Annotated in this window: 22 protein-coding genes; 17 read left to right on the top strand and 5 right to left on the bottom strand. The window is 59.3% G+C overall.

Going from position 1 to position 23,066, the window contains the following annotated elements; genetic code table 11:
* Nucleotides 1-2 precede the first annotated feature (2 nt).
* The 4 genes from yidD (at nt 3) to ACYJRZ_RS05425 (ending at nt 4,059) form a co-directional block, all read left to right on the top strand.
* Nucleotides 3-425 (top strand): membrane protein insertion efficiency factor YidD, encoded by a 423-nt coding sequence (gene yidD / locus ACYJRZ_RS05410; RefSeq protein WP_459456781.1) that lies wholly within the window; start codon nt 3-5, stop codon nt 423-425.
* A 5-nt stretch (nt 426-430) separates the two neighbouring features.
* Nucleotides 431-958 (top strand): DUF1697 domain-containing protein, encoded by a 528-nt coding sequence (locus ACYJRZ_RS05415; RefSeq protein WP_459456965.1) that lies wholly within the window; start codon nt 431-433, stop codon nt 956-958.
* A 128-nt stretch (nt 959-1,086) separates the two neighbouring features.
* Nucleotides 1,087-3,075, top strand: coding sequence for a threonine--tRNA ligase (gene thrS / locus ACYJRZ_RS05420; protein ID WP_459456783.1), 1,989 nt, complete (start codon nt 1,087-1,089; stop codon nt 3,073-3,075).
* Between the two features lie 144 nt (nt 3,076-3,219).
* Complete coding sequence (locus ACYJRZ_RS05425; RefSeq protein ID WP_459456785.1) at nt 3,220-4,059, top strand: lysophospholipid acyltransferase family protein; 840 nt, start codon at nt 3,220-3,222, stop codon at nt 4,057-4,059.
* A 73-nt stretch (nt 4,060-4,132) separates the two neighbouring features.
* Here ACYJRZ_RS05425 and ACYJRZ_RS05430 read toward each other — a convergent pair whose 3' ends face one another.
* Complete coding sequence (locus ACYJRZ_RS05430) at nt 4,133-5,203, bottom strand: hypothetical protein (RefSeq protein ID WP_459456967.1); 1,071 nt, start codon at nt 5,201-5,203, stop codon at nt 4,133-4,135.
* A 154-nt stretch (nt 5,204-5,357) separates the two neighbouring features.
* Here ACYJRZ_RS05430 and ACYJRZ_RS05435 point away from each other — a divergent pair, with 154 nt between their 5' ends.
* From ACYJRZ_RS05435 to ACYJRZ_RS05450, 4 genes are all read left to right on the top strand, one after another.
* On the top strand, nt 5,358-5,945 hold the full coding sequence (locus ACYJRZ_RS05435; RefSeq protein WP_459456787.1) for a nitroreductase family protein: 588 nt from the start codon (nt 5,358-5,360) through the stop codon (nt 5,943-5,945).
* Nucleotides 5,945-6,550: a flavin reductase family protein gene (locus ACYJRZ_RS05440; protein WP_459456789.1), complete on the top strand. Its 606-nt coding sequence runs from the start codon at nt 5,945-5,947 to the stop codon at nt 6,548-6,550. Before ACYJRZ_RS05435 ends, ACYJRZ_RS05440 begins: the two co-directional genes overlap by 1 nt.
* Nucleotides 6,551-6,663: 113 nt before the next feature.
* A complete protein-coding gene (locus ACYJRZ_RS05445) occupies nt 6,664-7,818 on the top strand; it encodes a DUF2336 domain-containing protein (RefSeq protein WP_459456969.1) in 1,155 nt (384 codons plus the stop codon).
* A gap of 138 nt (nt 7,819-7,956) precedes the next feature.
* The gene (locus ACYJRZ_RS05450) at nt 7,957-8,415 is read left to right on the top strand and encodes a GNAT family N-acetyltransferase (protein WP_459456791.1); all 459 of its coding nucleotides are present in this window, start codon (nt 7,957-7,959) and stop codon (nt 8,413-8,415) included.
* A 13-nt stretch (nt 8,416-8,428) separates the two neighbouring features.
* On the opposite strand, the gene ACYJRZ_RS05455 is transcribed toward ACYJRZ_RS05450, so the two are convergent.
* Both ACYJRZ_RS05455 and parE read right to left on the bottom strand, forming a co-directional pair.
* Nucleotides 8,429-9,607 (bottom strand): AI-2E family transporter, encoded by a 1,179-nt coding sequence (locus ACYJRZ_RS05455; RefSeq protein ID WP_459456793.1) that lies wholly within the window; start codon nt 9,605-9,607, stop codon nt 8,429-8,431.
* 232 nt (nt 9,608-9,839) lie between these two features.
* Complete coding sequence (parE, locus tag ACYJRZ_RS05460; protein ID WP_459456795.1) at nt 9,840-11,903, bottom strand: DNA topoisomerase IV subunit B; 2,064 nt, start codon at nt 11,901-11,903, stop codon at nt 9,840-9,842.
* A gap of 205 nt (nt 11,904-12,108) precedes the next feature.
* Here parE and ACYJRZ_RS05465 point away from each other — a divergent pair, with 205 nt between their 5' ends.
* The 4 genes from ACYJRZ_RS05465 (at nt 12,109) to ACYJRZ_RS05480 (ending at nt 16,317) form a co-directional block, all read left to right on the top strand.
* On the top strand, nt 12,109-13,005 hold the full coding sequence (locus tag ACYJRZ_RS05465) for an alpha/beta hydrolase (protein ID WP_459456797.1): 897 nt from the start codon (nt 12,109-12,111) through the stop codon (nt 13,003-13,005).
* A gap of 137 nt (nt 13,006-13,142) precedes the next feature.
* A complete protein-coding gene (tpiA, locus tag ACYJRZ_RS05470) occupies nt 13,143-13,913 on the top strand; it encodes a triose-phosphate isomerase (RefSeq protein ID WP_459456799.1) in 771 nt (256 codons plus the stop codon).
* Between the two features lie 113 nt (nt 13,914-14,026).
* Nucleotides 14,027-14,545, top strand: coding sequence for a preprotein translocase subunit SecG (gene secG / locus ACYJRZ_RS05475; RefSeq protein ID WP_459456801.1), 519 nt, complete (start codon nt 14,027-14,029; stop codon nt 14,543-14,545).
* Between the two features lie 143 nt (nt 14,546-14,688).
* Entirely contained in the window at nt 14,689-16,317 is a 1,629-nt protein-coding gene (locus ACYJRZ_RS05480; protein ID WP_162746325.1) for a CTP synthase, read from the top strand.
* Here ACYJRZ_RS05480 and ftrA read toward each other — a convergent pair.
* A complete protein-coding gene (gene ftrA / locus ACYJRZ_RS05485; protein ID WP_459456804.1) occupies nt 16,280-17,317 on the bottom strand; it encodes a transcriptional regulator FtrA in 1,038 nt (345 codons plus the stop codon). The two genes, ACYJRZ_RS05480 and ftrA, sit on opposite strands and share 38 nt — an antisense overlap.
* A gap of 65 nt (nt 17,318-17,382) precedes the next feature.
* Here ftrA and ACYJRZ_RS05490 point away from each other — a divergent pair, with 65 nt between their 5' ends.
* The 4 genes from ACYJRZ_RS05490 to ACYJRZ_RS05505 all read left to right on the top strand — a co-directional run bounded on the left by ACYJRZ_RS05490 (nt 17,383) and on the right by ACYJRZ_RS05505 (nt 21,450).
* The gene (locus tag ACYJRZ_RS05490; RefSeq protein WP_459456806.1) at nt 17,383-17,775 is read left to right on the top strand and encodes a rhodanese-like domain-containing protein; all 393 of its coding nucleotides are present in this window, start codon (nt 17,383-17,385) and stop codon (nt 17,773-17,775) included.
* A gap of 137 nt (nt 17,776-17,912) precedes the next feature.
* Nucleotides 17,913-18,962, top strand: coding sequence for a HoxN/HupN/NixA family nickel/cobalt transporter (locus tag ACYJRZ_RS05495; RefSeq protein ID WP_459456808.1), 1,050 nt, complete (start codon nt 17,913-17,915; stop codon nt 18,960-18,962).
* An 86-nt stretch (nt 18,963-19,048) separates the two neighbouring features.
* Nucleotides 19,049-19,576: a FecR domain-containing protein gene (locus ACYJRZ_RS05500; protein WP_459456810.1), complete on the top strand. Its 528-nt coding sequence runs from the start codon at nt 19,049-19,051 to the stop codon at nt 19,574-19,576.
* A 14-nt stretch (nt 19,577-19,590) separates the two neighbouring features.
* A complete protein-coding gene (locus tag ACYJRZ_RS05505; protein ID WP_459456812.1) occupies nt 19,591-21,450 on the top strand; it encodes a CHASE2 domain-containing protein in 1,860 nt (619 codons plus the stop codon).
* A 24-nt stretch (nt 21,451-21,474) separates the two neighbouring features.
* Here the strand turns inward: ACYJRZ_RS05505 and ACYJRZ_RS05510 are convergent, their stop codons facing one another.
* Nucleotides 21,475-22,074, bottom strand: coding sequence for a LysE family translocator (locus tag ACYJRZ_RS05510; protein WP_459456814.1), 600 nt, complete (start codon nt 22,072-22,074; stop codon nt 21,475-21,477).
* A gap of 97 nt (nt 22,075-22,171) precedes the next feature.
* Here ACYJRZ_RS05510 and ACYJRZ_RS05515 point away from each other — a divergent pair, with 97 nt between their 5' ends.
* Nucleotides 22,172-23,047: a LysR family transcriptional regulator gene (locus ACYJRZ_RS05515; protein WP_459456816.1), complete on the top strand. Its 876-nt coding sequence runs from the start codon at nt 22,172-22,174 to the stop codon at nt 23,045-23,047.
* Nucleotides 23,048-23,066 lie beyond the last annotated feature (19 nt).

Below are 23,066 nucleotides of genomic sequence, written 5' to 3' on the forward strand. Positions count from 1 at the left end.
CGATGTGCCAATTCTGTCTCATGCAGGATGACGATGAAGGTGAGGGCGGCGCCGCTCCTTCAAGGTCTGCGCGACCTCACGTATCACCGTCCGGCGACAAGCCGGTCAAGTCGCGCAATTATTCCGGCCCCTTTCGCAAAACTCCGGATCGGCTTTTCGGAATGGGCTTCATTCGCCTCTATCAACTGACGCTTTCGGGATTCATCGGCAATTCCTGCCGCCATATCCCGACATGCTCGGAATATGGCTATGAGGCAGTCGCCCGCCACGGACTTTGGGCTGGCGGCTGGATGACGCTGTTTCGGGTGGGGCGTTGCGGGCCGGGAGGCACAAGCGGGCTCGATCCAGTGCCCGACGAGCTGGAGCGCCGTTATCATTGGTGGACGCCCTGGCGCTACTTCCGCCTTGGGCAAAAGGCTGCCTGACCCGCATGGTGGTCTATGTCGCACTGCTCTACAGCATTGGCCTCGACGCGGGCCGTAGAGTTGTTATGGCCGATCTCAAGGCCATGGCGCAGAGTTTGGGCTTTCGCAATGCCCGAACGCTTGTCTCGACCGGCAATCTCGTTTTCGAAGCCGAGACGCAACCGATTGCGTCGATCGAGGCACGACTCGAAGCGGGTTTTGCCGCGGCTTTCGGCAAGCATGTCGACGTCATCGCGCGTGATGCCGACGGATGGCTGAAACTTGCCGAGGGCAATCCTTTCCTCGACGGGATCCCCAGCGAGGTCATCGTCCGGGTGATGCGCCAGCCGCTCGAACCGGACGTTCTTGATATGCTCGCGAGATACAGGCGAGATGAGCGTATGGCCGTTGTCAACGGCGATCTCTGGATCGATTTTGGCCTCAAAGCCAGCGAGACGAAAATGCTCCCGGCTTTGACGACAAAGCGGCTCGGCATCGGAACGATGCGAAACTGGAACACCGTGCGCGGTTTGGCCGAGATGATCCGCGGCTAGCGCCGCTTTTCCTTTACTAGAATGCGAAATACCGCTATCAGGCGCGCGGACATAAGTAAGTATTTATTTAGTCCGTATCTTTCGAAACCACCCGCATTCGTTGGCGGGACTGGACAAGGAGAATATCGATGTCCCAATCCGTTTCCCTGACATTTCCCGATGGTTCCGTGCGCAGCTTCGCTGCGGGCACGACCGGTCGCGATGTCGCTGAATCCATTTCCAAGTCGCTTGCCAAGAAGGCTGTCGCCATTGCGCTCGACGGCACGGTCCGCGACCTTTCCGATCCGATCGTCGATGGCAAGATCGAGATCATTACCCGTAGCGACGACCGTGCGCTGGAACTGATCCGCCACGACACCGCACACGTTCTCGCCGAAGCCGTTCAGGAGCTTTGGCCGGGAACCCAGGTGACGATCGGTCCGGTCATCGAAAACGGCTTTTACTACGATTTCGCCAAGAACGAGCCTTTCACGCCCGATGACCTCCCGGTCATCGAGAAGCGGATGCGCGAGATCATCCAGCGCAACAAGCCGTTCACCAAAGAGATCTGGTCGCGCGAGAAGGCGAGGGAAGTCTTTGCCGCGAAGGGCGAAAACTACAAGGTGGAACTGGTCGACGCGATCCCCGAAGGTCAGGATCTGAAGATCTATTACCAGGGCGACTGGTTCGATCTCTGCCGCGGCCCGCACATGGCCTCGACTGGCCAAATCGGCAGCGCCTTCAAGCTGATGAAGGTTGCCGGCGCGTATTGGCGTGGGGACAGCAACAACCCGATGCTGACCCGCATCTACGGCACGGCGTTTGCCGAACAGGCGGATCTCGACAACTATCTGCACATTCTCGCCGAAGCCGAAAAGCGCGACCATCGCCGTCTTGGCCGCGAAATGGACCTGTTCCATTTCCAGGAAGAAGGCCCCGGCGTCGTCTTCTGGCATGGCAAGGGCTGGCGCATGTTCCAGACACTCGTGTCCTATATGCGCCGACGGCTGCAGGGCGACTATCAGGAAGTCAACGCGCCGCAGGTGCTCGACAAGTCGCTTTGGGAGACCTCGGGTCACTGGGGCTGGTACCGCGACAACATGTTCAAGGTGACCGTCGCAGGCGACGATACCGACGACGATCGCGTCTTCGCGCTGAAGCCCATGAACTGCCCAGGCCATATCCAGATCTTCAAGCATGGCTTGAAATCTTACCGCGAACTGCCGATACGCCTTGCGGAATTCGGCGCAGTCCATCGCTACGAGCCCTCGGGCGCGTTGCATGGTCTGATGCGCGTGCGCGGCTTTACGCAGGACGATGCGCACATCTTCTGCACTGACGAGCAGATGGCTGCCGAGTGCCTGAAGATCAATGATCTCATTCTCTCGGTTTATGAGGACTTCGGCTTCAAGGAGATCGTCGTCAAGCTCTCGACCCGCCCGGAAAAGCGCGTCGGTTCGGACGAACTCTGGGATCGCGCCGAAAGCGTGATGATGGATGTGCTGAAGACGATCGAGGCGCAGTCTGAAGGGCGCATCAAGACCGGCATTCTGCCGGGTGAAGGCGCTTTCTATGGTCCGAAGTTCGAATATACGCTCAAGGACGCCATCGGCCGTGAATGGCAGTGCGGTACGACGCAAGTCGATTTCAACCTGCCTGAGCGTTTCGGTGCGTTTTACATCGACCAGCACTCCGAAAAGACACAGCCGGTCATGATCCATCGTGCCATCTGTGGCTCGATGGAGCGCTTCCTCGGCATTCTGATCGAGAACTTTGCCGGCCATATGCCGCTCTGGGTCTCGCCGCTGCAGGTCGTCGTCGCGACGATCACGTCCGAAGCCGATGCGTATGGCGAAGAGGTGGCGGAAGCGTTGCGCGATGCCGGCCTCGACGTCGAGACCGACTTCCGCAACGAGAAGATCAACTACAAGATCCGCGAGCATTCGGTGACAAAGGTTCCTGTCATTATCGTCTGCGGCAAGAAGGAAGCCGAGGAACGCTCGGTCAATATCCGTCGCCTCGGCAGCCAATCGCAGACGTCCATGTCGCTCGACGATGCCATCGCATCGCTTGCTCTCGAAGCAACGCCGCCGGACATTCTGCGCAAGCGCGAAGCACGACGCGTCAAGGCCGCTTGACGCTCCTACATCTGACGGCACCTTCAGGGTGCCGTCAGAGAACTGACATACGGCTTTCATATAGTTATTGAATCAACGCGTTGCTGCGGCCGCAGCATGTGACGCAACTGAGAACCATAGGAGCGGGGCAGCCCCGTCGCGCACTTGGAATTCAAAGAATTATCCTACGCCAACGAACGGGACACGCGGATCAAGCGCTGGTTCATCCGCTCCATCGAAGGTCTTTCCGGCCGGGACCGTTACGCCCGGCTCTACGATATCTGGCGCACCGATATCGTTGGCAAGAGCGAGCGGGTCTTCGGCAAGATGCTCGATCTTATCGACGTGCGGCTGCTCATCAAGGGAGAGTGGCCGCCGAACCAGATTCCGGAGGCGCCGATCGTCATCGTCGCCAACCATCCCTATGGCATCGGCGACGGGATCGCGGTGCTGGCGCTTGCCGAGCAACTCGGGCGCCCTTTCAAAGTCCTGATCAACAACGAATTGTTGAAAGTGCCTGAGATGCACGACTACTCGCTACCGGTTTCGTTCGAGGAAACCAAGGAAGCGATGGCGATCAACATGAAGACTCGGCACGAGGCCGTTCGCCTGCTCAAGGAAGGCACGACCATAATCGTTTTTCCCGCCGGCGGCGTCGCAACCGCGAAGAAGGGTTTCGGCCGGGCAGAAGATCTTCCCTGGAAAATATTCCCGGCAAAACTCATTCAGGCGGCGCGCGCCAGCGTCATTCCGATCTATTTCGAGGGGCAGAACGGTCGGCTATTCCATTTAGCAAGCCGCATCTCGATGACCCTGCGCATCTCGCTGCTGATCCGCGAATTCCGGCGTCTCTCCGGCAGCACTATAACGGCACATATCGGTGCTCCGAGGAGCTGGGAGGCGTTGAGCGAAGGCAGCGACCGCAAGGATCTGCTGACGAAGCTTTACGGCGCGGTCTTTTCGATGGCGCCGCCCAGAAAGGTGCTGCGGCGCAAGGCTGGATGAATATCGAGATTTTGTCGCCGAGTGGTGACTGTCTGCATAGTTCGAGTTAGCGACCAAACGCGGGTCTCCGCTGTCAATCCATGCTATCGCCGTCATCGCCGCCGGCGGCAGGCGCCAATTGCTCATAGGTGGGCAGCGGCTGTTGGTTGGTCGTGGCCGGCGGCGTCTGGCTCTGGCGCATTGGCGGCATCTGGATCGGCAGCTGTCGGGCCGACCGTTCAGTATCGGCATCCTGCGGCTGCTGCTGCTTCATCAGCACTTCCACATCCGTATTCATGCCGGCGGCGACGGAAAAGTCGCGCTGATAGATCTTATCCTTATTGCGGGCAACGGCCGTGTAGCGGCCTTCCGCAAGCACCATGGTCGGGAACGCACTGACGCTTTCGCCAACAATATCGCCCGCTGCTGTCAGGATCGACCAGGCGGTATCGGCGATAGCCTCACCGCCGGCATCCGAAACCAGCTTGAAGGTGATCTTTGCCGCCCTGTGCTGAATGGTCGCTTCCGTAACTTTGCCGGCTTCCACCTGGATATCCGCGCGAATGACGGCATTCACCTCGCCATATTCGGAGACGACGTGATAGGTGCCGGCGCTGAGGCCGACCAGCGTGTTCGGCTTGACGTCGTCCATGACGAGGCCGCGTTCGCCATCTTCCTTGGTCTCGCTCGAATAGATCGAGAAGCTCAGCTCATTCGGAGGGATACGGACATCAGGCCCGGATACGGCATTTAGGACCATGCCGCCTGCATCGAGAACCATCGTCTGCTTCTGGGTGTCGCCGTTTTCAGGCACGCTCAGCCGCTTGGTGACGCCGGCGCGGCCGAAGGAGACGTTGACGAAGTAATCGCCGGGCAAAAGGTGAAAAGAGGCAGAGCCTCCACGCGAACTGGCGACCAGCGGCAGCTTGCCGTCGGCTCCCGCTATCGGACTGAAGACGTACCAGGCGAGGCCTTGCTGCTGCGGAGCGCTTTGGGGCGTGAGCTTGGCTTCAAGGGAAACGTCGCGCAATGTCCGCGCGGCTGAATTCTCACCATTCGGTGCCACGAAGGCATTGAGCTTCGGCATCTTGACGCTACCGTCGAGCTGCTTGAATTCCTTGAAGGCATCCTGCGCCGAGACGGTGGTGCTCAGGCTGGCAAGCATTGCCAAAGTCGCGCTCAATCGGCGAGCGGATGAAATGCTTGACATGGATACCCAACCGATTGACTTCCGATAAAACACACGCCACTTCAAAACCAATGCGGTGGCAAATTCAAGACCTCATCATACCCCAAGCCAAAATGAAGGCAGTTCCTTAATGAAAACCGATATCAAGCTGGTCGATTATCTAGCGATGCGCCGATCTATCCCTGCGTTTCAAATGTCGGAACCGGGGCCGGACAAGGCTGAAATCGAGGAGATTCTCCGGTTGGCCTCGCGTGTGCCGGATCACGGCAAGCTCGCACCCTGGCGCTTCATTGTCTATCGCGGTGGGGAACGTGCCCGTATCGGTGAGGAGTTGCTGAAACTTGCGCTGGAAGCCAAGCCTGACCTTTCGGACGAAATGATCCAGGTGGAGCGCACCCGCTTCACCCGTGCCCCGGTCGTCATCGCAGTTGTCAGCAAAGCGGCGCCGCATTTCAAGATCCCGGAATGGGAGCAATTGATGTCGGCAGGTGCGCTTTGCATGAACCTGCTGATCGCGGCCAACGCGCATGGCTGGGTTTCCAATTGGCTGACCGAGTGGTTCGCCTTCGACGAGCGCGCCTATCCGCTGCTTGGCGTGAAGCCGGGCGAGAAGGTGGCCGGCTTCATCCATATCGGTTCGACAAGCTTCCCGCCGGTCGAACGCCCGCGTCCGGAGCTATCGGAAACCGTAACTTGGATCGGCGGCGAGGACGCGTGATGTTCTATACGACAGACACCAATCGCCACGGTCTAGCGCATGATCCTTTCAAGGCGATCGTCGCGCCGCGGCCAATCGGCTGGATCGGCAGCAAGGGAAGGGACGGTTCACTGAACCTCTCTCCCTATTCCTTTTTCAATGCCGTCAGCGATCGGCCGAAGCTGGTGATGTTTTCTTCCGCCGGTCGAAAGGACAGCGTGCGCAATGTAGAGGAGACTGGTGCCTTTACCGCCAATCTCGTCAGTCGCCATATCGTGGAGAAGATGAACCATTCTTCCGTTGCCGTTCCCTATGGCGTCAACGAATTCGAACTTGCAGGACTGACCGCAAAGCCTGGTGAGCTGATCGATGCGCCCTATGTTGCAGAGGCCTTTGCCGTGCTCGAATGCCGGGTAACCGAAATCCTTCAGCCCAAAGGTCTCAATGGCGACGTGTCGGAAAATATCATGGTCATCGGCCAGGTCGTCGGTATCCATATCGATGAGACCATTATTCGTGATGGCCGGCTCGACATGGCGTTGGCGCGTCCAGTCGCCCGCATGGGCTACATGGATTATAGCGAGGGCAGTGACGTGTTCGAGATGATGAGGCCAAAGGCGCCCTGAGCGGCGCTACTCATGCCGATCGCAAAAAGGTTAACAAGCAAGGTAAACGTCCCGTAAACCTTTGCCAGATAAGGTGAAGCCCAGGAATATGCGGGGCAAGAATCGCCTCGTTGATATCGGGGCGCTACGTGATTATAGAAGCATTCCTTCGTTGGGCTGAAACCGCCAAGGCTGAAAGCAGAACCCGGGCGGCCAATGCGCTCGGCAGGGCCTATCTGCAATCGGAGATGCCGAAGGAAGAGCGCGCAGCCGCCGAGATGGCGATGACCTATCTGCTCGACGATCCATCTCCCCGCGTGCGGCTGGCACTTGCAGAGGCGGTCGCGCATTCGGCCGGTGCCCCGCGGAACGTCATTCTGTGTTTAGCCGAGGATCAGCCTGAAATCGCCGGGCAGATCATCCTGTTTTCGCCCGTGTTCACCGATGCCGACCTCGTCGATCTCGTATTGCGGGGCAGCGACGTGACGCGGGTGCTGATCGCGTCGCGGGGCGAGGTGCCACGTGCGGTCTGCGCTGCACTTGCCGAGATCGGCGGCGAGGTCGAAATTCTTTGTCTGCTCGAAAATGACGGTGCCTTGCTTTCGCAGGCCTCGCTCAAGCGCATCGCCGAGCGCATGGGTGACTGTGCCGACATACGCGGGCTGCTTCTTTCACGAGACATTTTGTCCTCGGATATCAGGCACCTGCTGATGCGCCACGTCAGCAACGCGCTTTCGGAATCACCTCTCGTCCAGGGTTTTATCGACTTTGCCAGGCTGCAGCAGGTTACGCGTGAAGCGTCTGAATCCGCAACTGTCACGATCGCAGGAACGGCTCAGCACGAGCAATTGCCTGATCTGGTCGAGCATCTGAGGCGGAGCGGCTGGCTGACGCCGGCGTTCCTGATGCATGCGCTTTGTTCCGGCAAGGTCGATTTCTTTGCCTGCGCAATCACCAATCTTTCGGGATGCGACGAACGGCGCGTGCGCTCGATCGTTTCCAGAGGACGCGTTCTTGCCTTACGAGCGCTTTATGAAAGCGCCGGACTGCCTCGGGATATCAGCACGATCTTCGTCGAGGCAACGATGATCTGGCGCGAATCCTCCCGCAAGAACGGCAGCGCGATGCTGGAAGACGTTTCTTCGCGATTGATACGCAAGTTTCGGTTTGCAGAGCCAGCCGCCGCCGCTGCAACGCAGTTGCTCGACATGGTCGAGAAGCTTGCCAATGCCGAGAAGCGGCAGACTGCCCGCAGCTTTGCCGCACTGGCGACGCTCGCCGCCGCGTGATATCCAGCGAACGTTCTAAAGCGCGTCGCGATCTCTCAGATTCGCTTTCCATGCTTTAGGTCTTTGATTCTGCGCATGTCGTTGTCGCAACACCGCTGCACACCTTTGCGCAACATGCTCTAAGTTCCGAGGTTCATCTTGTCGCTGACGATTGCTATCGAATCCCCCCGTCAGGAGGGTATTGTTCGCCTCCTAGACATGTCGAATGCCTATGCGGAATCGCTCTATCCGGCGGAGAGCAATCACATGCTCGATCTGTCTTCGCTGGAGAAGGTCGAGGTGACCTTCTGGGTTGCCAGGGTAGAGAGCGCGATCGTCGGATGTTGCGCGCTGGTTGAAGCCGGTGACGGCACGGCGGAGATCAAGCGCATGTTCGTCGATCCTGCCGCCAGGGGGCAAAGGGTCGCACGCGGGCTCATGGAAACGCTCGAAGCGGCAGCGCTCGAAAAAGGTCTTTCTGCGGTGCGGCTGGAAACCGGCATATATCAGCCGGAAGCAATCGGTCTCTACCGGAAATTCGGCTATGTCGAAATTCCGGCTTTCGGCAGCTATCAGCCGGATCCGTTGAGCCTGTTCATGGAAAAACGCCTGAAATAAACCAGCGGAGCAATCAGCCCTCGGTAACGTCCCTAACATGCAATTGCAGTTCTGGCTCCTGCGCTTGCTGCTCCTCGGTCAATTCGGCTTCGCGAATCCATTCGCGCCAGATGGCAACGATGATGGCCATTAGCACCGGGCCGATGAAGAGCCCTAGGAAGCCCATGGTCTTCACGCCGCCCACTAAGCCGAAAAACGTTGGAAGGAAGGGCAGCTTGATCGGGCCGCCGACAAGCTTGGGACGAAGCGTCTTGTCGACAATGAAAAGCTCGATCGTACCCCAGAGGAAGAGGCCAACACCGGCCCAAAGCGAGCCGCTGGCCACGAGATAGATCGAGACGAGCGACATCGAGAGCGGCGCGCCGCCGGGGACAAGCGCCATGACACCTGTCAGAACGCCGAGCGTGATGGCCGAAGGAGCGCCGGCAATCCAATAGGCCACGCCGAGAACGATGCCTTCACCGATGGCGATCAGCGTCATGCCCATGACCGTAGAACTAATCGTCGCCGGTACGACGCGAGAAATCCGTTCCCAGCGATTGGGAAGGATACGTTCGCCGAGCAGATCGACCTGACGAACGAAGGTCGAGCCATCGCGATAGATGAAGAACAGCGCGATCAGCATGAAGAGCAAGGTCAGTACAACGTGAAAAGCGCCGCCGCCGGCTGCGAGCACAGCTCTGTAGATATTACCGATATGGGCGCCGCTTACGAGTTGCGCCAGTTCACCGAGCGAGCCGGGGCTGCCGACATATTGCGTCCATTGCTCTCCGAGCCAGGAACCGACCACCGGCAACGCCAAAATCCATTGCGGCGGTGGCGCGCCCTCGCGATTTACATGGATTGCCCAGCCGAACCAATCGCGCACTTCTCCGGCCATATAAAGAGCGGAAAGGACGATCGGCAGAACCAGAAAGGTCACGATGAATGCGATGGCGATGGTGGCGGCAACTGTCGTATTCCCGCCGGTTCGCCGCACGATATCGCTGTAGAGCGGCCAAGTGGCAAAACCAATTACCGCGGCGGCCAGAACAGGAACAAGAAAGCCGTAAAAGAAATAGATGCCGGCAATGGCAATCAGAATCAGCAACCAGCGGGCCGCAGAAATAGAAGGGATCAAAGGCATGCGCGCATGCGCGCTTGGTCCCAGCCACCGATGCTCCCTCGGCTTATGACGTTCAAATACACCCACCGGTCTTACTTCGCCCCAATTTACTAGATCATCCGGTTATGGGGTATGATCTAGGCCGTTTCAAGAGCAACGGATTTCGGCTTCTTATTCAGCCGTCATGACAATAGCACGACTACCCGCACGCCGTAATTAAGGCCACAAGCCATCTTGAACGCAAAAGACTGAGTTTACCTTGGATTGAAACCGTTATTGGTGAGCAGGATCAGCAAATCCGTTCGCAGTCGGCTTGCCGTCAAATATCGAGATCCTCGGCAAAGGCAGCGCGCTCCTGAATGAAGCGGAAACGGGCGTCGGCCTTGGTGCCCATAAGATTGTCGACGGCGTCGCGGGTGCCTTCGAAATCCACTTCGTCTATCTCGACCCGCAGCAGTGTGCGCTTGGCCGGGTCCATCGTCGTTTCCTTGAGCTGAGCCGGCAGCATTTCGCCCAGACCTTTGAAGCGGCTGATCTCGACCTTGCCTTTGCCCTTGAATTCCGTTGCCATCAGCTCCTGCCGGTGGGCGTCGTCGCGGGCATAGATGGATTTCGAGCCCTGCGTGATCTTGTAGAGCGGCGGGACGGCCAGGAAGAGATGGCCTTGGCGGATCAGCTCAGGCATCTCCTGATAGAAGAAGGTGATCAGCAGCGAAGCAATGTGAGCGCCGTCAACGTCGGCATCGGTCATGACGACGATGCGCTGATAGCGAAGATCTTCCTCGCGATATTTGGTGCGCGTGCCGCAACCGAGCGCCTGCACGAGGTCGGCAATCTGCTGGTTTGCTGAAAGCTTTTCGCGGCCGGCGCTTGCGACGTTGAGAATCTTGCCGCGCAGCGGCAAGATCGCCTGGTTGGTGCGGTTTCGTGCCTGCTTGGCCGAACCGCCTGCCGAATCGCCCTCCACGAGGAAGAGTTCGGCGCCTTCGGCAGCACTCTGCGAGCAATCCGCCAACTTGCCCGGCAGGCGCAGCTTGCGCACGGCCGTCTTGCGGTTGACTTCCTTTTCCTTGCGGCGACGCAAGCGCTCCTCGGAGCGCTCGATCACCCATTCCAGCAGCTTTTCGGCTTCGGCAGGATTGTCAGCAAGATAGTGGTCGAAGGGATCGCGCAGTGCGTTTTCGACGATGCGCTGGGCTTCGACCGTTGCGAGCTTGTCCTTAGTCTGGCCGACGAATTCGGGCTCGCGGATGAAGATCGACAACATGCCGACGCCCGAAATCATCACGTCGTCCGTCGTGATATTGGCCGCACGCTTGTTTTGGGTGAGATCGGCGTAGCTCTTCAGGCCCTTCGTCAACGCGATGCGGAGGCCCGCCTCATGCGTGCCGCCTTCCGGGGTCGGAATCGTATTGCAATAGGAATGGATCTGCGGGTCGCCGCCATACCAGGTTATCGCCCATTCGAGCGAGCCGTGGCCGCTTTCCTTCTCCGACTTGCCGGCAAAGATTTCGCGGGTAACCGTGAACTCATTGCCCATCGTCGCCTTGAGGTAATCCTTCAAGCCGCCGGGAAAATGAAAGACCGCTTTTTCCGGAACATCGCCCCCCTCGGGCGCCAGCTCTGGATCGCAGCTCCAGCGGATTTCGACGCCGCCGAACAGATAAGCCTTGGAACGAGCCATGCGGAAGACGCGGGCCGGATCGAAGCGGGCATGATCGCCGAAAATCTGCGGATCGGGGTGGAAGCGGACGCGGGTGCCGCGCCGGTTATGCACATCGCCCAGTTCTTCCAGGCCGCCGACCGGCAGGCCGCGCGAGAAGCGCTGGCGATAGAGTTTGCGGTTGCGGGCAACTTCGACTTCCAGGTCATCCGACAGCGCGTTGACGACCGACACACCGACGCCGTGCAGACCGCCCGAGGTCTCGTAGGCCTTGCCGTCGAATTTGCCGCCGGCATGCAGCTTTGTCATGATGACTTCGAGCGTCGATTTACCGGGCACCTGCGGATGGTTTTCCACGGGAATGCCGCGGCCGTTATCGGTGACGGTCAGATACCCCTCGCGATCGAGATAGACTTCGATGAAATTGGCGTGGCCGGCCACAGCCTCGTCCATCGAGTTGTCGATCACTTCGGCGAAAAGGTGGTGCAGCGCTTTCTCGTCCGTGCCGCCGATATACATGCCGGGACGCATGCGGACGGGCTCGAGCCCCTCGAGAACTCGGATGGAACTCGCGCCATATTCCTCCGACGACTGGGTCGTCGGCGCCGCGCGCTGTGCGGGCGCAGGAGCCGGCTTTTCTGTCTTTACGGCCGGCTTTTCCGCTGCCTCCGGCTTCGGGGAACGGGGGAGTCCGGAGAAGAGATCGTTGCTATTGTCCATAGAATTTCAAGCTGCTCAGATTTGTTCTGGTGGGGCCAGACCCCTTTATTATCGCATTTGTCGCCGGTATTCGCGAATCACCGTGATTCTGCCAGAAACGGCGCACAAGAGCGATGGCGCCCCGTAACGGAGCCGCTTTATAAAGAGATTTGCGTTGCCGGGTGAAGAATGGCAAGCCCGATGGCCGATCGGAGGAAGTATCCGCATGCCAATGTCCACAGCTCATTTGCCCGTTCTGTCCGCAATCGCGGGCATTTTGCTTCTGAAGAGCGTCAGTGGAGCCTCGGCCGAGATGCTCAAGCCGTTCAAGGACGAGCTGTTTTCCAACCAGACGGTCATCGAAAGCCACGACAACGGTGCGTTCCAGACAATCGATTATCAGGAAATGCGGGATATCAACGGCCGCGACCAGATTCCGGAAAAGCGCGTCAAGCCTGCCTATGTCGATACCGGCGTCCGATGGAAGGCGCAGGAGGACGAAACGCTTGATATCGGCAACCGTAAGGTCGATGTTACCCGTATAGGTCCTGCATCGAAACAGGCCTTTACCGTCATCTTCATTCACGGCCGCGGCGGCGACCGTCGGCTTGGTTCCAACGACTATACGTTCGGCGGCAATTTCAATCGGCTGAAGAACCTAGCCTACAAAAACGGCGGTACCTATTATGCCCCGAGCGTCAAAGGTTTCGACAGCAACGGCGTCGCCGATATCGCGGCGCTCATCCGCTATTCCTACCAGCAATCCGCCGGCAAGCCCGTCATCCTCACCTGCGCTTCCATGGGTAGCTTCATCTGCTGGGGCATTACGCGCGATACCGAAAGCGTCAAGCGACTGAAGGGCATGGCGATCCTGAGCGGGGTCACCGACCCGGATTTCACGAAGAGCGCTTTTTACAAGGCAAAGCTGCCGCTCTGGTTCACGCATGGCAGCAAGGACCCGGTCTATGCTGCGATAGATCAGCAGGCGCTGTTCGAAAAACTCTACAAAGCGCATTATCCGACACGCTTCACGCTTTTCGAAACCGGCAATCACGGAACGCCGGTACGCATGACCGATTGGCGAAAGGTGCTAAACTGGCTCGTCGACCCCCAGGCGTCGTGAAACACATCCCACAATTCGATTTATTTTCCGGATAAGCATTTTTTCAAACGATTTGAACGGTTTCGGCCGCGTTCTCTAACTTTCCTTTGCTCCGCCTTTTTGTTAGGCCGGTGAATGAAATAGGGGGAGAAATCGGAATGACGAAGACGATACGGCCGCTTTTGGCCGGAAACTGGAAGATGAACGGCACGCGTGCGAGCCTGGATCAGATCAAGGCAATCGCGGATGGCGTCAAGACGCCGCTGTCTGAGAAGATCGACACGCTACTCTGCCCCCCAGCGACGTTGCTCTATGTGGCGACGGCGCTTTGCGATGACAGCCCGCTCGCCATCGGCGCTCAGGATTGCCATCAGCAGGTCAGCGGCGCCCATACGGGCGATATTTCGGCCGAAATGATTGCCGACTGCTTCGGTACCCATGTCATCGTCGGCCATTCCGAGCGCCGTAGAAATCACGCCGAAAGCGATATGCTGGTGCGTGCTAAGGCACAGGCCGCCCACGATGCCGGGCTGATCGCCATCATTTGCATCGGCGAGACCGCTTATGAGCGCAATAGCGGCCAGACGCTCGACGTTTTGAAGCGGGAGTTGATCGGCTCTGTTCCCGACGGTTCGACCGCGGCAACCACCGTGATTGCCTATGAGCCTGTCTGGGCAATTGGCACCGGCGTGGTTCCCACAAGCGAAGACGTCGAGGAAGCCCATGCCTTCATGCGCGCAGAGCTAATCGAACGATTTGGCAAGGAAGGCGCGAACATGCGAATTCTTTACGGCGGATCCGTCAGCGGCGCGAACGCGCGCAGCCTTCTGGATATCCCGCATGTCAATGGCGTGCTTGTCGGCGGGCAGAGCTTGAAAGCGGTCGACTTCCTTGCCATTTATGCCGCATTCGAACGGCAGTTCGCCTGAAGCAACCACTTGCCCGGAGTTCCAGCCTTAAAAGGGCTTGGAATAGGCGAGAGCCTCATGTAAAGAGCCGCGAGCTTTTATTTTTGATGCCCGCACCGGGCAGGACTGGATCTATGCAAACCGTACTGCTTGTCATCTATCTCATGGTTGTCGTCGCCCTTATCGGCGTGGTGCTGATTCAGCGCTCCGAAGGTGGCGGCCTTGGCATCGGCGGCGGCTCGGGCTTCATGTCTGCGCGCGGTACGGCCAATGCGCTGACGCGGACCACGGCCATTCTGGCCACGCTGTTTTTCGCACTTGCGCTCGGCATGAACGTGCTGTCCCGCTTCGAGGCTCGCCCGACCGACATTCTCAACCGCATTCCGAGCACGGCCGGCCAGGGTAACGGTATCCTCGATTCGCTCGGCGGCCAGAAGGGTGCTGCTCCGGCAACCACCCAGCCGAAGCCCGCCGACAATAGCGGTGTTCCGAACAGCGGTGCTGTCGCTCCGCAGTCGCAGGCTACCACACCTGCCACGACGAATCAGGCAGCTCCTGCCCAGCAGGCTCCGGCCGCTACGGGTCAGCAGACTGCGCCGGCGACGACCACTCCCGCGCCAGCCGATAACGGCGGCGTCCCGACCGGTAAGTAAGTCCGGTCTTCGAAGATCATCCCCGGCAGGTCCTCGGATCTGCCGGTTTTGTTTTGTCCATATTCCGCGTTCTGTAGCCAAAATTCCGGAAACGAATTTTAGGGCTAGCGGAATCATTTGTGAAAAGGTATCCGGTGACTCCCATGGCGCGATATGTATTCATCACTGGCGGCGTGGTTTCTTCCCTCGGAAAAGGAATTGCGGCTGCGGCTCTCGGAGCGTTGTTGCAGGCTCGTGGTTATCGAGTCCGCCTGCGCAAACTCGACCCCTATCTGAACGTGGATCCGGGCACTATGAGCCCGACCCAGCACGGCGAGGTCTTCGTCACCGACGACGGTGCGGAAACCGACCTCGATCTCGGCCACTACGAGCGCTTCACCGGCCGCTCGGCCACCAAGACCGACAACATCACCACCGGTCGCATCTACAAGAACATCATCGACAAGGAACGCCGCGGTGACTATCTCGGCGCGACCGTTCAGGTCATTCCGCACGTTACCAACGAGATCAAGGATTTCGTGACCGAAGGCAATGACGACTATGATTTCGTCATCTGCGAGATCGGCGGCACGGTCGGCGATATCGAAGCCATGCCCTTCATGGAAGCGATCCGCCAGCTCGGCAACGATCTGCCGCGCGGTACGGCTGTTTACGTTCATCTGACGCTGATGCCCTATATCCCCGCTGCCGGCGAGCTGAAGACCAAGCCGACGCAGCATTCGGTCAAGGAACTGCAGGCGCTCGGCATTCATCCTGACATTCTGCTGGTTCGTGCTGATCGTGAAATTCCCGAAGCCGAACGTCGTAAGCTTTCGCTGTTCTGCAACGTGCGGGAATCTGCCGTCATTCAGGCGCTCGATGTCGCGAATATCTACGACGTGCCGATGGCCTACCATAAGGAAGGCCTCGACAATGAAGTGCTGGCCGCCTTCGGTATCGAGCCGGCCCCGAAGCCGCGTCTCGAACAGTGGGAAGAGGTCTGCAATCGCATCCGCACGCCGGAAGGCGAGGTGACGATTGCCATCGTCGGCAAATATACCGGCCTGAAGGATGCGTATAAGTCGCTTATCGAGGCACTGCATCACGGCGGCATCGCCAATCGGGTTAAGGTCAAGCTGGAATGGATCGAGTCCGAGGTCTTCGAAAAGGAAGATCCGGCGCCGTATCTCGAAAAGGTTCATGGCATTCTCGTGCCTGGCGGTTTTGGCGAGCGCGGTTCGGAGGGCAAGATCCTGGCAGCCCGTTTCGCGCGTGAACGCAAGGTGCCTTATTTCGGCATCTGCTTCGGCATGCAGATGGCCGTCATCGAAGCGGCCCGCAATCTGGCCGGTGTCGAGCATGCCTCGTCGACCGAGTTCGGCCCGACCAAAGAGCCTGTCGTTGGCCTGATGACCGAATGGCTCAAGGGCAACGAGCTGCAGAAGCGCACCGCATCCGGCGATCTCGGCGGCACGATGCGTCTCGGCGCCTACAAGGCGGCGCTGAAAAAGGGCACGAAGATTTCCGAGATCTACGGCTCTACCGATATTTCGGAGCGCCATCGCCACCGCTATGAGGTCAATGTCGACTACAAGGACAGGCTGGAAGAATGCGGCTTGACCTTCTCCGGGATGTCACCGGACGGTGTTCTGCCTGAGACGATCGAATATGCGGATCATCCGTGGTTCATCGGCGTCCAGTATCATCCGGAACTGAAGTCCCGTCCGCTGGAACCGCATCCACTGTTCTCGAGCTTCATCGAAGCGGCGACGGAACAGAGCCGGCTGGTTTAGGAATAGCAAATCGCTTGCGGTAGTCGCTCGGGCTGACCGCAAGCCTCTCCCGAAAATGATGGCGCATGGTGGCGAGCGATCCAAATCCGCTCGCCACGGCCACATCGTCCAATGAAATGACGGTTTGCTTTTCAAGCAGATCGCGGGCGCGCCGCAGCCGCTCGTTGAGCAGCCATTCTCCTGGCGCCATGCCGGTGGTCGCCTCGAAACGACGTTGAAAAGTCCGTACACTCATACCCGCCCGCGCGGCAAGTGCTGAGATGGACTGCTCTTCCTGCAAACGCTCGCGCATCCATTCAAGCAGCGGGCCTAAACGCGCTCCCTCGCGCTGCCTTAGAACTGGCGTTTCGATATATTGGGCCTGGCCTCCTTCGCGATGGGGCGGAACCACCAGGCGACGAGCGACACTGTTGGCGATATCCGGTCCGAAGTCCCGGCGCACGACATACAGGCACAGATCGATGGCGGCGGCACTGCCGGCGGCGGTCAGCACCTTGTCTTCATCGACATAAAGAACATCTGCGTCGATTGTTATATCCGGATAGCGCGCGGCAATGGAATCGACATAGCGCCAATGTGTGGTCGCCTTGCGGCCGGCGAGCAATCCCGCGGCGGCGAGGACCGCGACGCCGGAGCACAGCGACATGATGCGAACGCCGCGGCGGCTCGCCGCCTGCAGTTCGGCAATCAGCGGGGCAGGGACAGCCGTTCCTATGCCGCGCCAACCGGGTACGACGATCAGATCGGCATCGGCAATAACCTCGAGGCCATGATCGACCTGCACCGTGAGGCCGCCTGCCGCCCGCAGCGGGCCATCCTCGATCGCGCAGGCGGAAAAGCGATACCAATCCTCGCCCATTTCCGGGCGCGACAGGCCGAAGATTTCATAGGCGACGCCGAATTCGAACGTGCACAGCCCATCATAGACGAGGGTGACGACATGGGGGCCGCGGAGATTGGGGTGATCTGAGTTTGGCATGATTTCGACGCTATATGGCATTTCGGCCAATTTCAACCATGGGATCGCTCAGGCATGAATGCACCGAAGCAAAGAAGGAGCGCTCCATGTCGCTAGTCAGTGAAATCCCCACCGCAGACCCTAGTCTCGTCGCTGAGCACTATGCCAGGAGACTTGGCTTCGAAACCGATTGCTCCGACGTCCACCAATCCATGAAGTCGGGCAATGTCGACTTCGTCCTGCTCGATGTGCGCGGCCCGGCCCTGTTCCAGGAGAAGCATATCCCGGGTGCGATCAACCTGCCGCATGGCAAAATGACCGCGAGGAAGATGGCGGAATGGCCTGAGGGTACGCTATTCGTCGTCTATTGCGCCGGGCCGCATTGCAACGGCACCGACAAGGCGGCCTGGCGCCTGGGCACGCTCGGCAAGCGGGTAAAGGTCATGATCGGTGGCATCACCGGCTGGGCCGATGAGGGGTATCCGTTCCAGAAGGACTGAGCGCAAGGGGCAGAGCCGCTATACGGGCTTGCCCATTTTTGCGACACTGCGAAAAACTTCGGCATTTACGTCATTTGACTGTCGCGCTGCTTTCGTTTCCGTGACATTGTGCGAGTAAGCATAATGGGAACAAAAGTATGATTCTCAATCCATTTGATGATCGCGCTGAGAAGCCGAGGGCGAAGATCGCCATTACCTTCCTACTGCTGATCGCCTTCAATATTGTCGCGTGGGCTTGGGCCTGGGTGGCCTTTGCAGACCGCCCGTCTTTGCTTGGCATTGCGCTTCTTGCCTATATGTTTGGCCTACGCCACGCCTTCGATGCCGATCACATCGCCGCCATCGACAACGTCGTGCGCAAGCTCATTCAGGAAAAGAAACAGCCCTATGCCGTCGGCTTTTTCTTCTCGCTCGGTCATTCCTCGATCGTTGTGATCGCCTCGATCCTGATTGCCGCAACGGCTGCCGCCATGCAGAGCCAGCTCGGTTCCTTCCACGATATCGGCGGCGCCATCGGTACGACGGTTTCGGCGGTCTTTCTGCTGCTGATCGGCATTGCCAATCTCTTCGTCCTCAGAGGTGTCTGGTCCGCCTTCAGAAGGGCGCAGAGGGGTGAGCGGATCGCGGAAGAAGATCTCGACACGCTGCTCGCCGGCGGCGGCTTTCTGGCGCGCATCTTCCGTCCCATGTTCAAGGTCGTGACCCGTTCCTGGCATATGTATCCGATCGGCTTCCTTTTCGGCCTCGGCTTCGATACCGCAACGGAGATCGGGCTTCTCGGCATTTCGGCTGCTCAAGCCGCGCAGGGCATGTCCTTCTGGACCATCCTCGTCTTCCCGGCGCTGTTCACAGCCGGCATGTCGCTAATGGATACGCTGGACAGTACGCTGATGACGGGCGCCTATGGCTGGGCATTCGTGAAACCCGTGCGCAAGCTCTGGTACAACCTAACCATCACCGCGGCTTCGGTCGTCGTCGCCGTCTTCATCGGCGGTATTGAGGCGCTGGGGCTCATCGCCGACAAACTCGGCCTCGAAGGCAGCTTCTGGAGCTTTGTCGGCGAACTCAACGACAACCTTGCCAATTTCGGCTTTGCCGTCGTCGGCATCTTCCTGCTGAGCTGGCTGGTTTCGACCGTGCTCTACAAAGCCAGAGGCTACGACAACTTGCAGATCAATCGCTCATGACGCATCATTACGCCCAGGGATCGAGCATGCTGTGACTGGACATCGCCGTCCGCGGCTCCAGTTATACGCGATGAGGGGCCACCACTATGATCCATGCAAGCAGTATTCGCGGCCTGGTGCTGACGGCAGGCATCCTGTTCGGCGCCGGCATAGCTTTCGCGCAAACTGTCACGAATTGCCCGCTGCGGCCGACCGTCAGCACCGAACGTCAGACTTTGAATTGCCAACCTGGGCTTAGCATCACCGTCGAGCGTGGCGCGCATTTCCACCTTGCTGACCGAAATCGGGATGGGCGGGTGGATGCTATCGTGCTCGATAGCAAGGCGGCTTTGATAGATGTGGACAGTAGCCGTCACCAGGGCGGGTTCGAAGTGGTTACGCCACAGGCGATCGCTGCCGTGCGCGGCACGCGGTGGGCTGTTGACGCGCAACGTGGCAAGACATCCGTGCTCGTGTTGCGCGGCCGTGTTGCGGTTAACAAGGTATCGACCGGGCAGGGGGTGACGCTCGGGCAGGGGCAAGGGGTCGATGTGGATCGCACCCGCTCTGCCTTGCGTGTCAATCCATGGGCACAGTCACGCATAAACGCCTTGATGGCACGCCTCGGCCAGTGAGAATCCCGACGGCTATGCGCAGACCATCGCTGCAAACGCTGACTGCGCTTCTCTTGACTGCCGCCTGGAGCCTGGGTCTTGGCATTGCGCATCTGCGCGGTGACATTCCCTTCATCGACGGTGCAGAGGCAACGTTTACAAATCTGCGCAATACGCTCGGCGGTCATAGCCAACCGCCCGATCTCGTCACGATCGTCGCCATCGACGATGAGACGTCTCGAATGGCGGGACATTATCCCTTGCCGCGAGCTGCGCTCGCCAGGATCGTCGATGCCGTCGCCGCCCTGGGCCCCAAAGCCATCGCCCTCGACGTGCTCCTGGTCGATCCCGGTGACGAAGCCGGTGATGCGGCATTGGAGCAATCACTCAAGCGGGCCAAGGTCGTGCTGGCCGCAGCCGGCATCTTTCCCGAAAGCCGCCAGCGCGTTGTCGACAACAGCAACGAGCCTCTCGCCCGCATGCCAAGCGCGCTGCAATTCCTCGAACCGCATCAGCGGTTCGCCGATGCCGCAAGCTTTGGCATCGTCAATCTGCAGACCGACAAGGCGGGCACGCCGCGTTTCGTTCCAATGCTGTTTCGCAGCGGCGAGCGGATCGAGCCATCCTTTTCGCTGCGCGTTGTTTCCGCCGCAATCGGGGAGCAGACGACTGTTATTTCCGACCATATCAAGATCGGCGACCGCTCCATCCATACCGACACCGGCTATCTCATGCCGCTTACGTTTTACGGTCCACGCGGTACTATACGCACCGTCAGCGCCAGTGCGGCGCTAAGCGGCCAGTTACAGGAAGCCGCGATCAGTGACCACATTGTCGTGATTGGCGCGACCGTAACGGGGGGAGGCGATGTCTTTCCGACGCCGTTCGACCCTGTTCTGCCCGGCGTCGAGGTGATCGCCACCTCCATTACGCATCTGCTCTCAGGGGACGGCCTGGTACGCGATCGCAATATCCGTTTTATCGATCTTTATTTCGCGGTCGGGCTATCGGTTGCCGTTGTCGGCCTCCTTTCATGGCGACGCAGCACTATAGGCCTCATCACGGTGCTGGGCGTCGTCCTCCTTTGGTTTGCCGTCAACGTCAGCGCCTTCAAGCACGGAATTTGGCTAAGCGCCGCCCTTCCGATTGCGGCAACTGTCCCGCCGGCGCTTCTGTTTGGCGTGATCCAGCTTTGGCTAGACCGCAGACGTGCCGCCCGCTTCGCGGAACAAAGCCAGCTGCTGCAGCGTATCCAGGCGCCTGGTTTGGCGGAGCATCTCGCGCGCGATCCCGGCCTTCTCGCGGAGCCGGTACACCAGAAGGCGGCCGTCGTCTTTATCGATATCAATGGCTTCACCGGCCTTAGCGAATCGATTGGCCCAACCGCCGTGCGTGAACTGCTGAATGATTTCTACAATCTCGTCGACGAAGAAGTGACTGCATCCGGCGGTGCCATTACCAGCTTCATGGGTGATGGCGCCATGATCCTTTTCGGCCTGCCGCATCCAAAGCCTGCCGATCCCGCCAATGCAGCGCATTGTTGCATTCGCCTGGCTCACAGGATGAGAGACTGGCTCTCGGCGTTGCCGGAGGGAATAACCTCGCGCATCGGTTTCAAGATCGGCGCTCATTTCGGTGCCATCGTCGCCTCCAGGCTCGGCGGCGGCGATCGTCAACAGATCACTGCGACGGGTGACACGGTCAACGTTGCCAGTCGCTTGATGGAGGTTGCCGCGGCTAACCATGCGGAGGTTGCCATCAGCGCAGACCTCTTGCTTGCGGCGGGTCGCGACAGCGCTCCTTTTAAAGAAGGGCACCTCCAGGGCCCAATCGAAACGAGCCTCCGCGGCCGCGCCGGCTCTCTGACCATATGGCTCTGGCGCGGTCGGCCGTGATCCGAGAGATCTCAGCATCGGATCTTATTCGTACCACATGGGAACGATTGAAATTACGAGGAGGCAAGCGAGAGAGATGTTGACTGCTCGCCATTGCCAAGCTGTTTTCAAGAGATGTCCGAGCATTTGCCCTAGAGCACACCAAACCGCCAAAGAGAAAGCGGCGATGAGGCAGAAAGTCACGCCAAGCAAGAATGCAAGTCTGGCCGGGCTATCCGCCAGCGCGGCAAAGGAGGCGGCCGCCCCCATCGTCATCGCCCAGCCCTTAGGATTATGCCAGAGCATCCAGACGCCGGCAAAAAAGCCCGTCGGCTTTGCCATTTGTCTCGTCTCATCCGGCCGGCCGCTTCTGCCGATTCGAATAGCGAGCCAGATCAAATAGAGCGAGCCCAGTGTCTTCATGGCGACCTGCAGCATTGGCAGGGCCATCACAACGCCGCCCAGCCCGGCTGCCGCCGCTCCGGCCATGGAGCCCAGGCCGAAGGCAAAGCCGCCCATGACCGGTATGGACCGGCGGAAGCCGAAATGCGCGCCGGACGCGGTCGCGAGCGTGGTCGCACCGCCCGGGGTTATGGTGGAAACCAATGCGAAGAGCATCAGCGGCAGCAGAGATTCGATCGTCATATCCAGCCTTTCTCTAATCGAAAAAGGCATAGGCGCCGTTCCGGCATCATAAAATCGAATATTGAAGGATCTCGTCATTAGCAATTATAATACCTGAATGATCCGAAACTTCGATATTGCGCTCATCAGAACCTTCGTCACCGTTGCCGACCAGGGCAGCATGACGATATCAGCCAATATGCTGCACATGACCCAGGGCGCCATCAGCCAGCAAATCAAGCGGTTGGAGGACATGCTCGGCTGCGCCCTGTTCGAGCGTGACAGGCGCGGATTGCGAATGACGGAAGCAGGCGAACGGCTGCGCGGCAATGCCCGCCGCCTGCTTGTCTTGAATGACGAGATCTGGGACGACATGACGGAAAGCACGGTTCGCGGCGGCGTCCGGCTCGGCGTTCCCTACGATCTCGTTGGAGCGACATTGGCGCCTGTGCTGAAATCCTATGCCGAGCGCCATCCGCAGGTGGAGATTTCGCTGGTTTGCGCTTCATCGCCGGAACTGCTGGAAGAGCTGGGGAAGGGAGCTATCGACCTCTGCGTGGCGGAGGAGCCTTACGGCACCTCGCAGGGCGAATGTCTTGCTGTGGAACGGCTCGTCTGGGTCGGAGCGAAGGCCGGCAACGCCCATCGCAAGGTGCCGCTGCCGATTTCGATGGTTGCCGATACCTGTGCCTTCCGGTCGTCCGTCTTTGCCGCACTTAGCACGGATGGGTTGCGCTGGCGGACGGTCTTTGAGAACGGTAATATCGAAGCGACCACGGCGACGGTGCGCACGGATCTGGCTATCACCGCCTGGCTGGCTTCGACCGTTCCCACCGATCTCGATATTCTCACCGTCGAACAGGGCCTGCCTGAACTGCCGGTCTTTTCGATCAATCTGCATTTGCCGAAAAGTGGCGCGACGCCGCAGACATTGGAGCTGGCCCGCCATATCCGCGAAGGCATGATGCGGCCGCGCCAATCCGCGGCCGCCTAAGTCCCGCCTCCCTGACAGA

This window comes from Rhizobium sp. No.120 (assembly GCF_054558365.1).

Bases quoted from the DNA above. Each gene is read 5' to 3' on its own strand.
- yidD (WP_459456781.1), top strand. From the start codon at position 3: ATGTGCCAATTCTGTCTCATGCAGGATGACGATGAAGGTGAGGGCGGC.
- ACYJRZ_RS05415 (WP_459456965.1), top strand. From the start codon at position 431: ATGGTGGTCTATGTCGCACTGCTCTACAGCATTGGCCTCGACGCGGGC.
- thrS (WP_459456783.1), top strand. From the start codon at position 1,087: ATGTCCCAATCCGTTTCCCTGACATTTCCCGATGGTTCCGTGCGCAGC.
- ACYJRZ_RS05430 (WP_459456967.1), bottom strand. From the start codon at position 5,203: ATGCTTGCCAGCCTGAGCACCACCGTCTCGGCGCAGGATGCCTTCAAG.
- ACYJRZ_RS05435 (WP_459456787.1), top strand. From the start codon at position 5,358: ATGAAAACCGATATCAAGCTGGTCGATTATCTAGCGATGCGCCGATCT.
- ACYJRZ_RS05440 (WP_459456789.1), top strand. From the start codon at position 5,945: ATGTTCTATACGACAGACACCAATCGCCACGGTCTAGCGCATGATCCT.
- parE (WP_459456795.1), bottom strand. From the start codon at position 11,903: ATGGACAATAGCAACGATCTCTTCTCCGGACTCCCCCGTTCCCCGAAG.
- ACYJRZ_RS05465 (WP_459456797.1), top strand. From the start codon at position 12,109: ATGCCAATGTCCACAGCTCATTTGCCCGTTCTGTCCGCAATCGCGGGC.
- tpiA (WP_459456799.1), top strand. From the start codon at position 13,143: ATGACGAAGACGATACGGCCGCTTTTGGCCGGAAACTGGAAGATGAAC.
- secG (WP_459456801.1), top strand. From the start codon at position 14,027: ATGCAAACCGTACTGCTTGTCATCTATCTCATGGTTGTCGTCGCCCTT.
- ACYJRZ_RS05480 (WP_162746325.1), top strand. From the start codon at position 14,689: ATGGCGCGATATGTATTCATCACTGGCGGCGTGGTTTCTTCCCTCGGA.
- ftrA (WP_459456804.1), bottom strand. From the start codon at position 17,317: ATGCCATATAGCGTCGAAATCATGCCAAACTCAGATCACCCCAATCTC.
- ACYJRZ_RS05490 (WP_459456806.1), top strand. From the start codon at position 17,383: ATGTCGCTAGTCAGTGAAATCCCCACCGCAGACCCTAGTCTCGTCGCT.
- ACYJRZ_RS05495 (WP_459456808.1), top strand. From the start codon at position 17,913: ATGATTCTCAATCCATTTGATGATCGCGCTGAGAAGCCGAGGGCGAAG.
- ACYJRZ_RS05500 (WP_459456810.1), top strand. From the start codon at position 19,049: ATGATCCATGCAAGCAGTATTCGCGGCCTGGTGCTGACGGCAGGCATC.
- ACYJRZ_RS05505 (WP_459456812.1), top strand. From the start codon at position 19,591: ATGCGCAGACCATCGCTGCAAACGCTGACTGCGCTTCTCTTGACTGCC.
- ACYJRZ_RS05510 (WP_459456814.1), bottom strand. From the start codon at position 22,074: ATGACGATCGAATCTCTGCTGCCGCTGATGCTCTTCGCATTGGTTTCC.
- ACYJRZ_RS05515 (WP_459456816.1), top strand. From the start codon at position 22,172: ATGATCCGAAACTTCGATATTGCGCTCATCAGAACCTTCGTCACCGTT.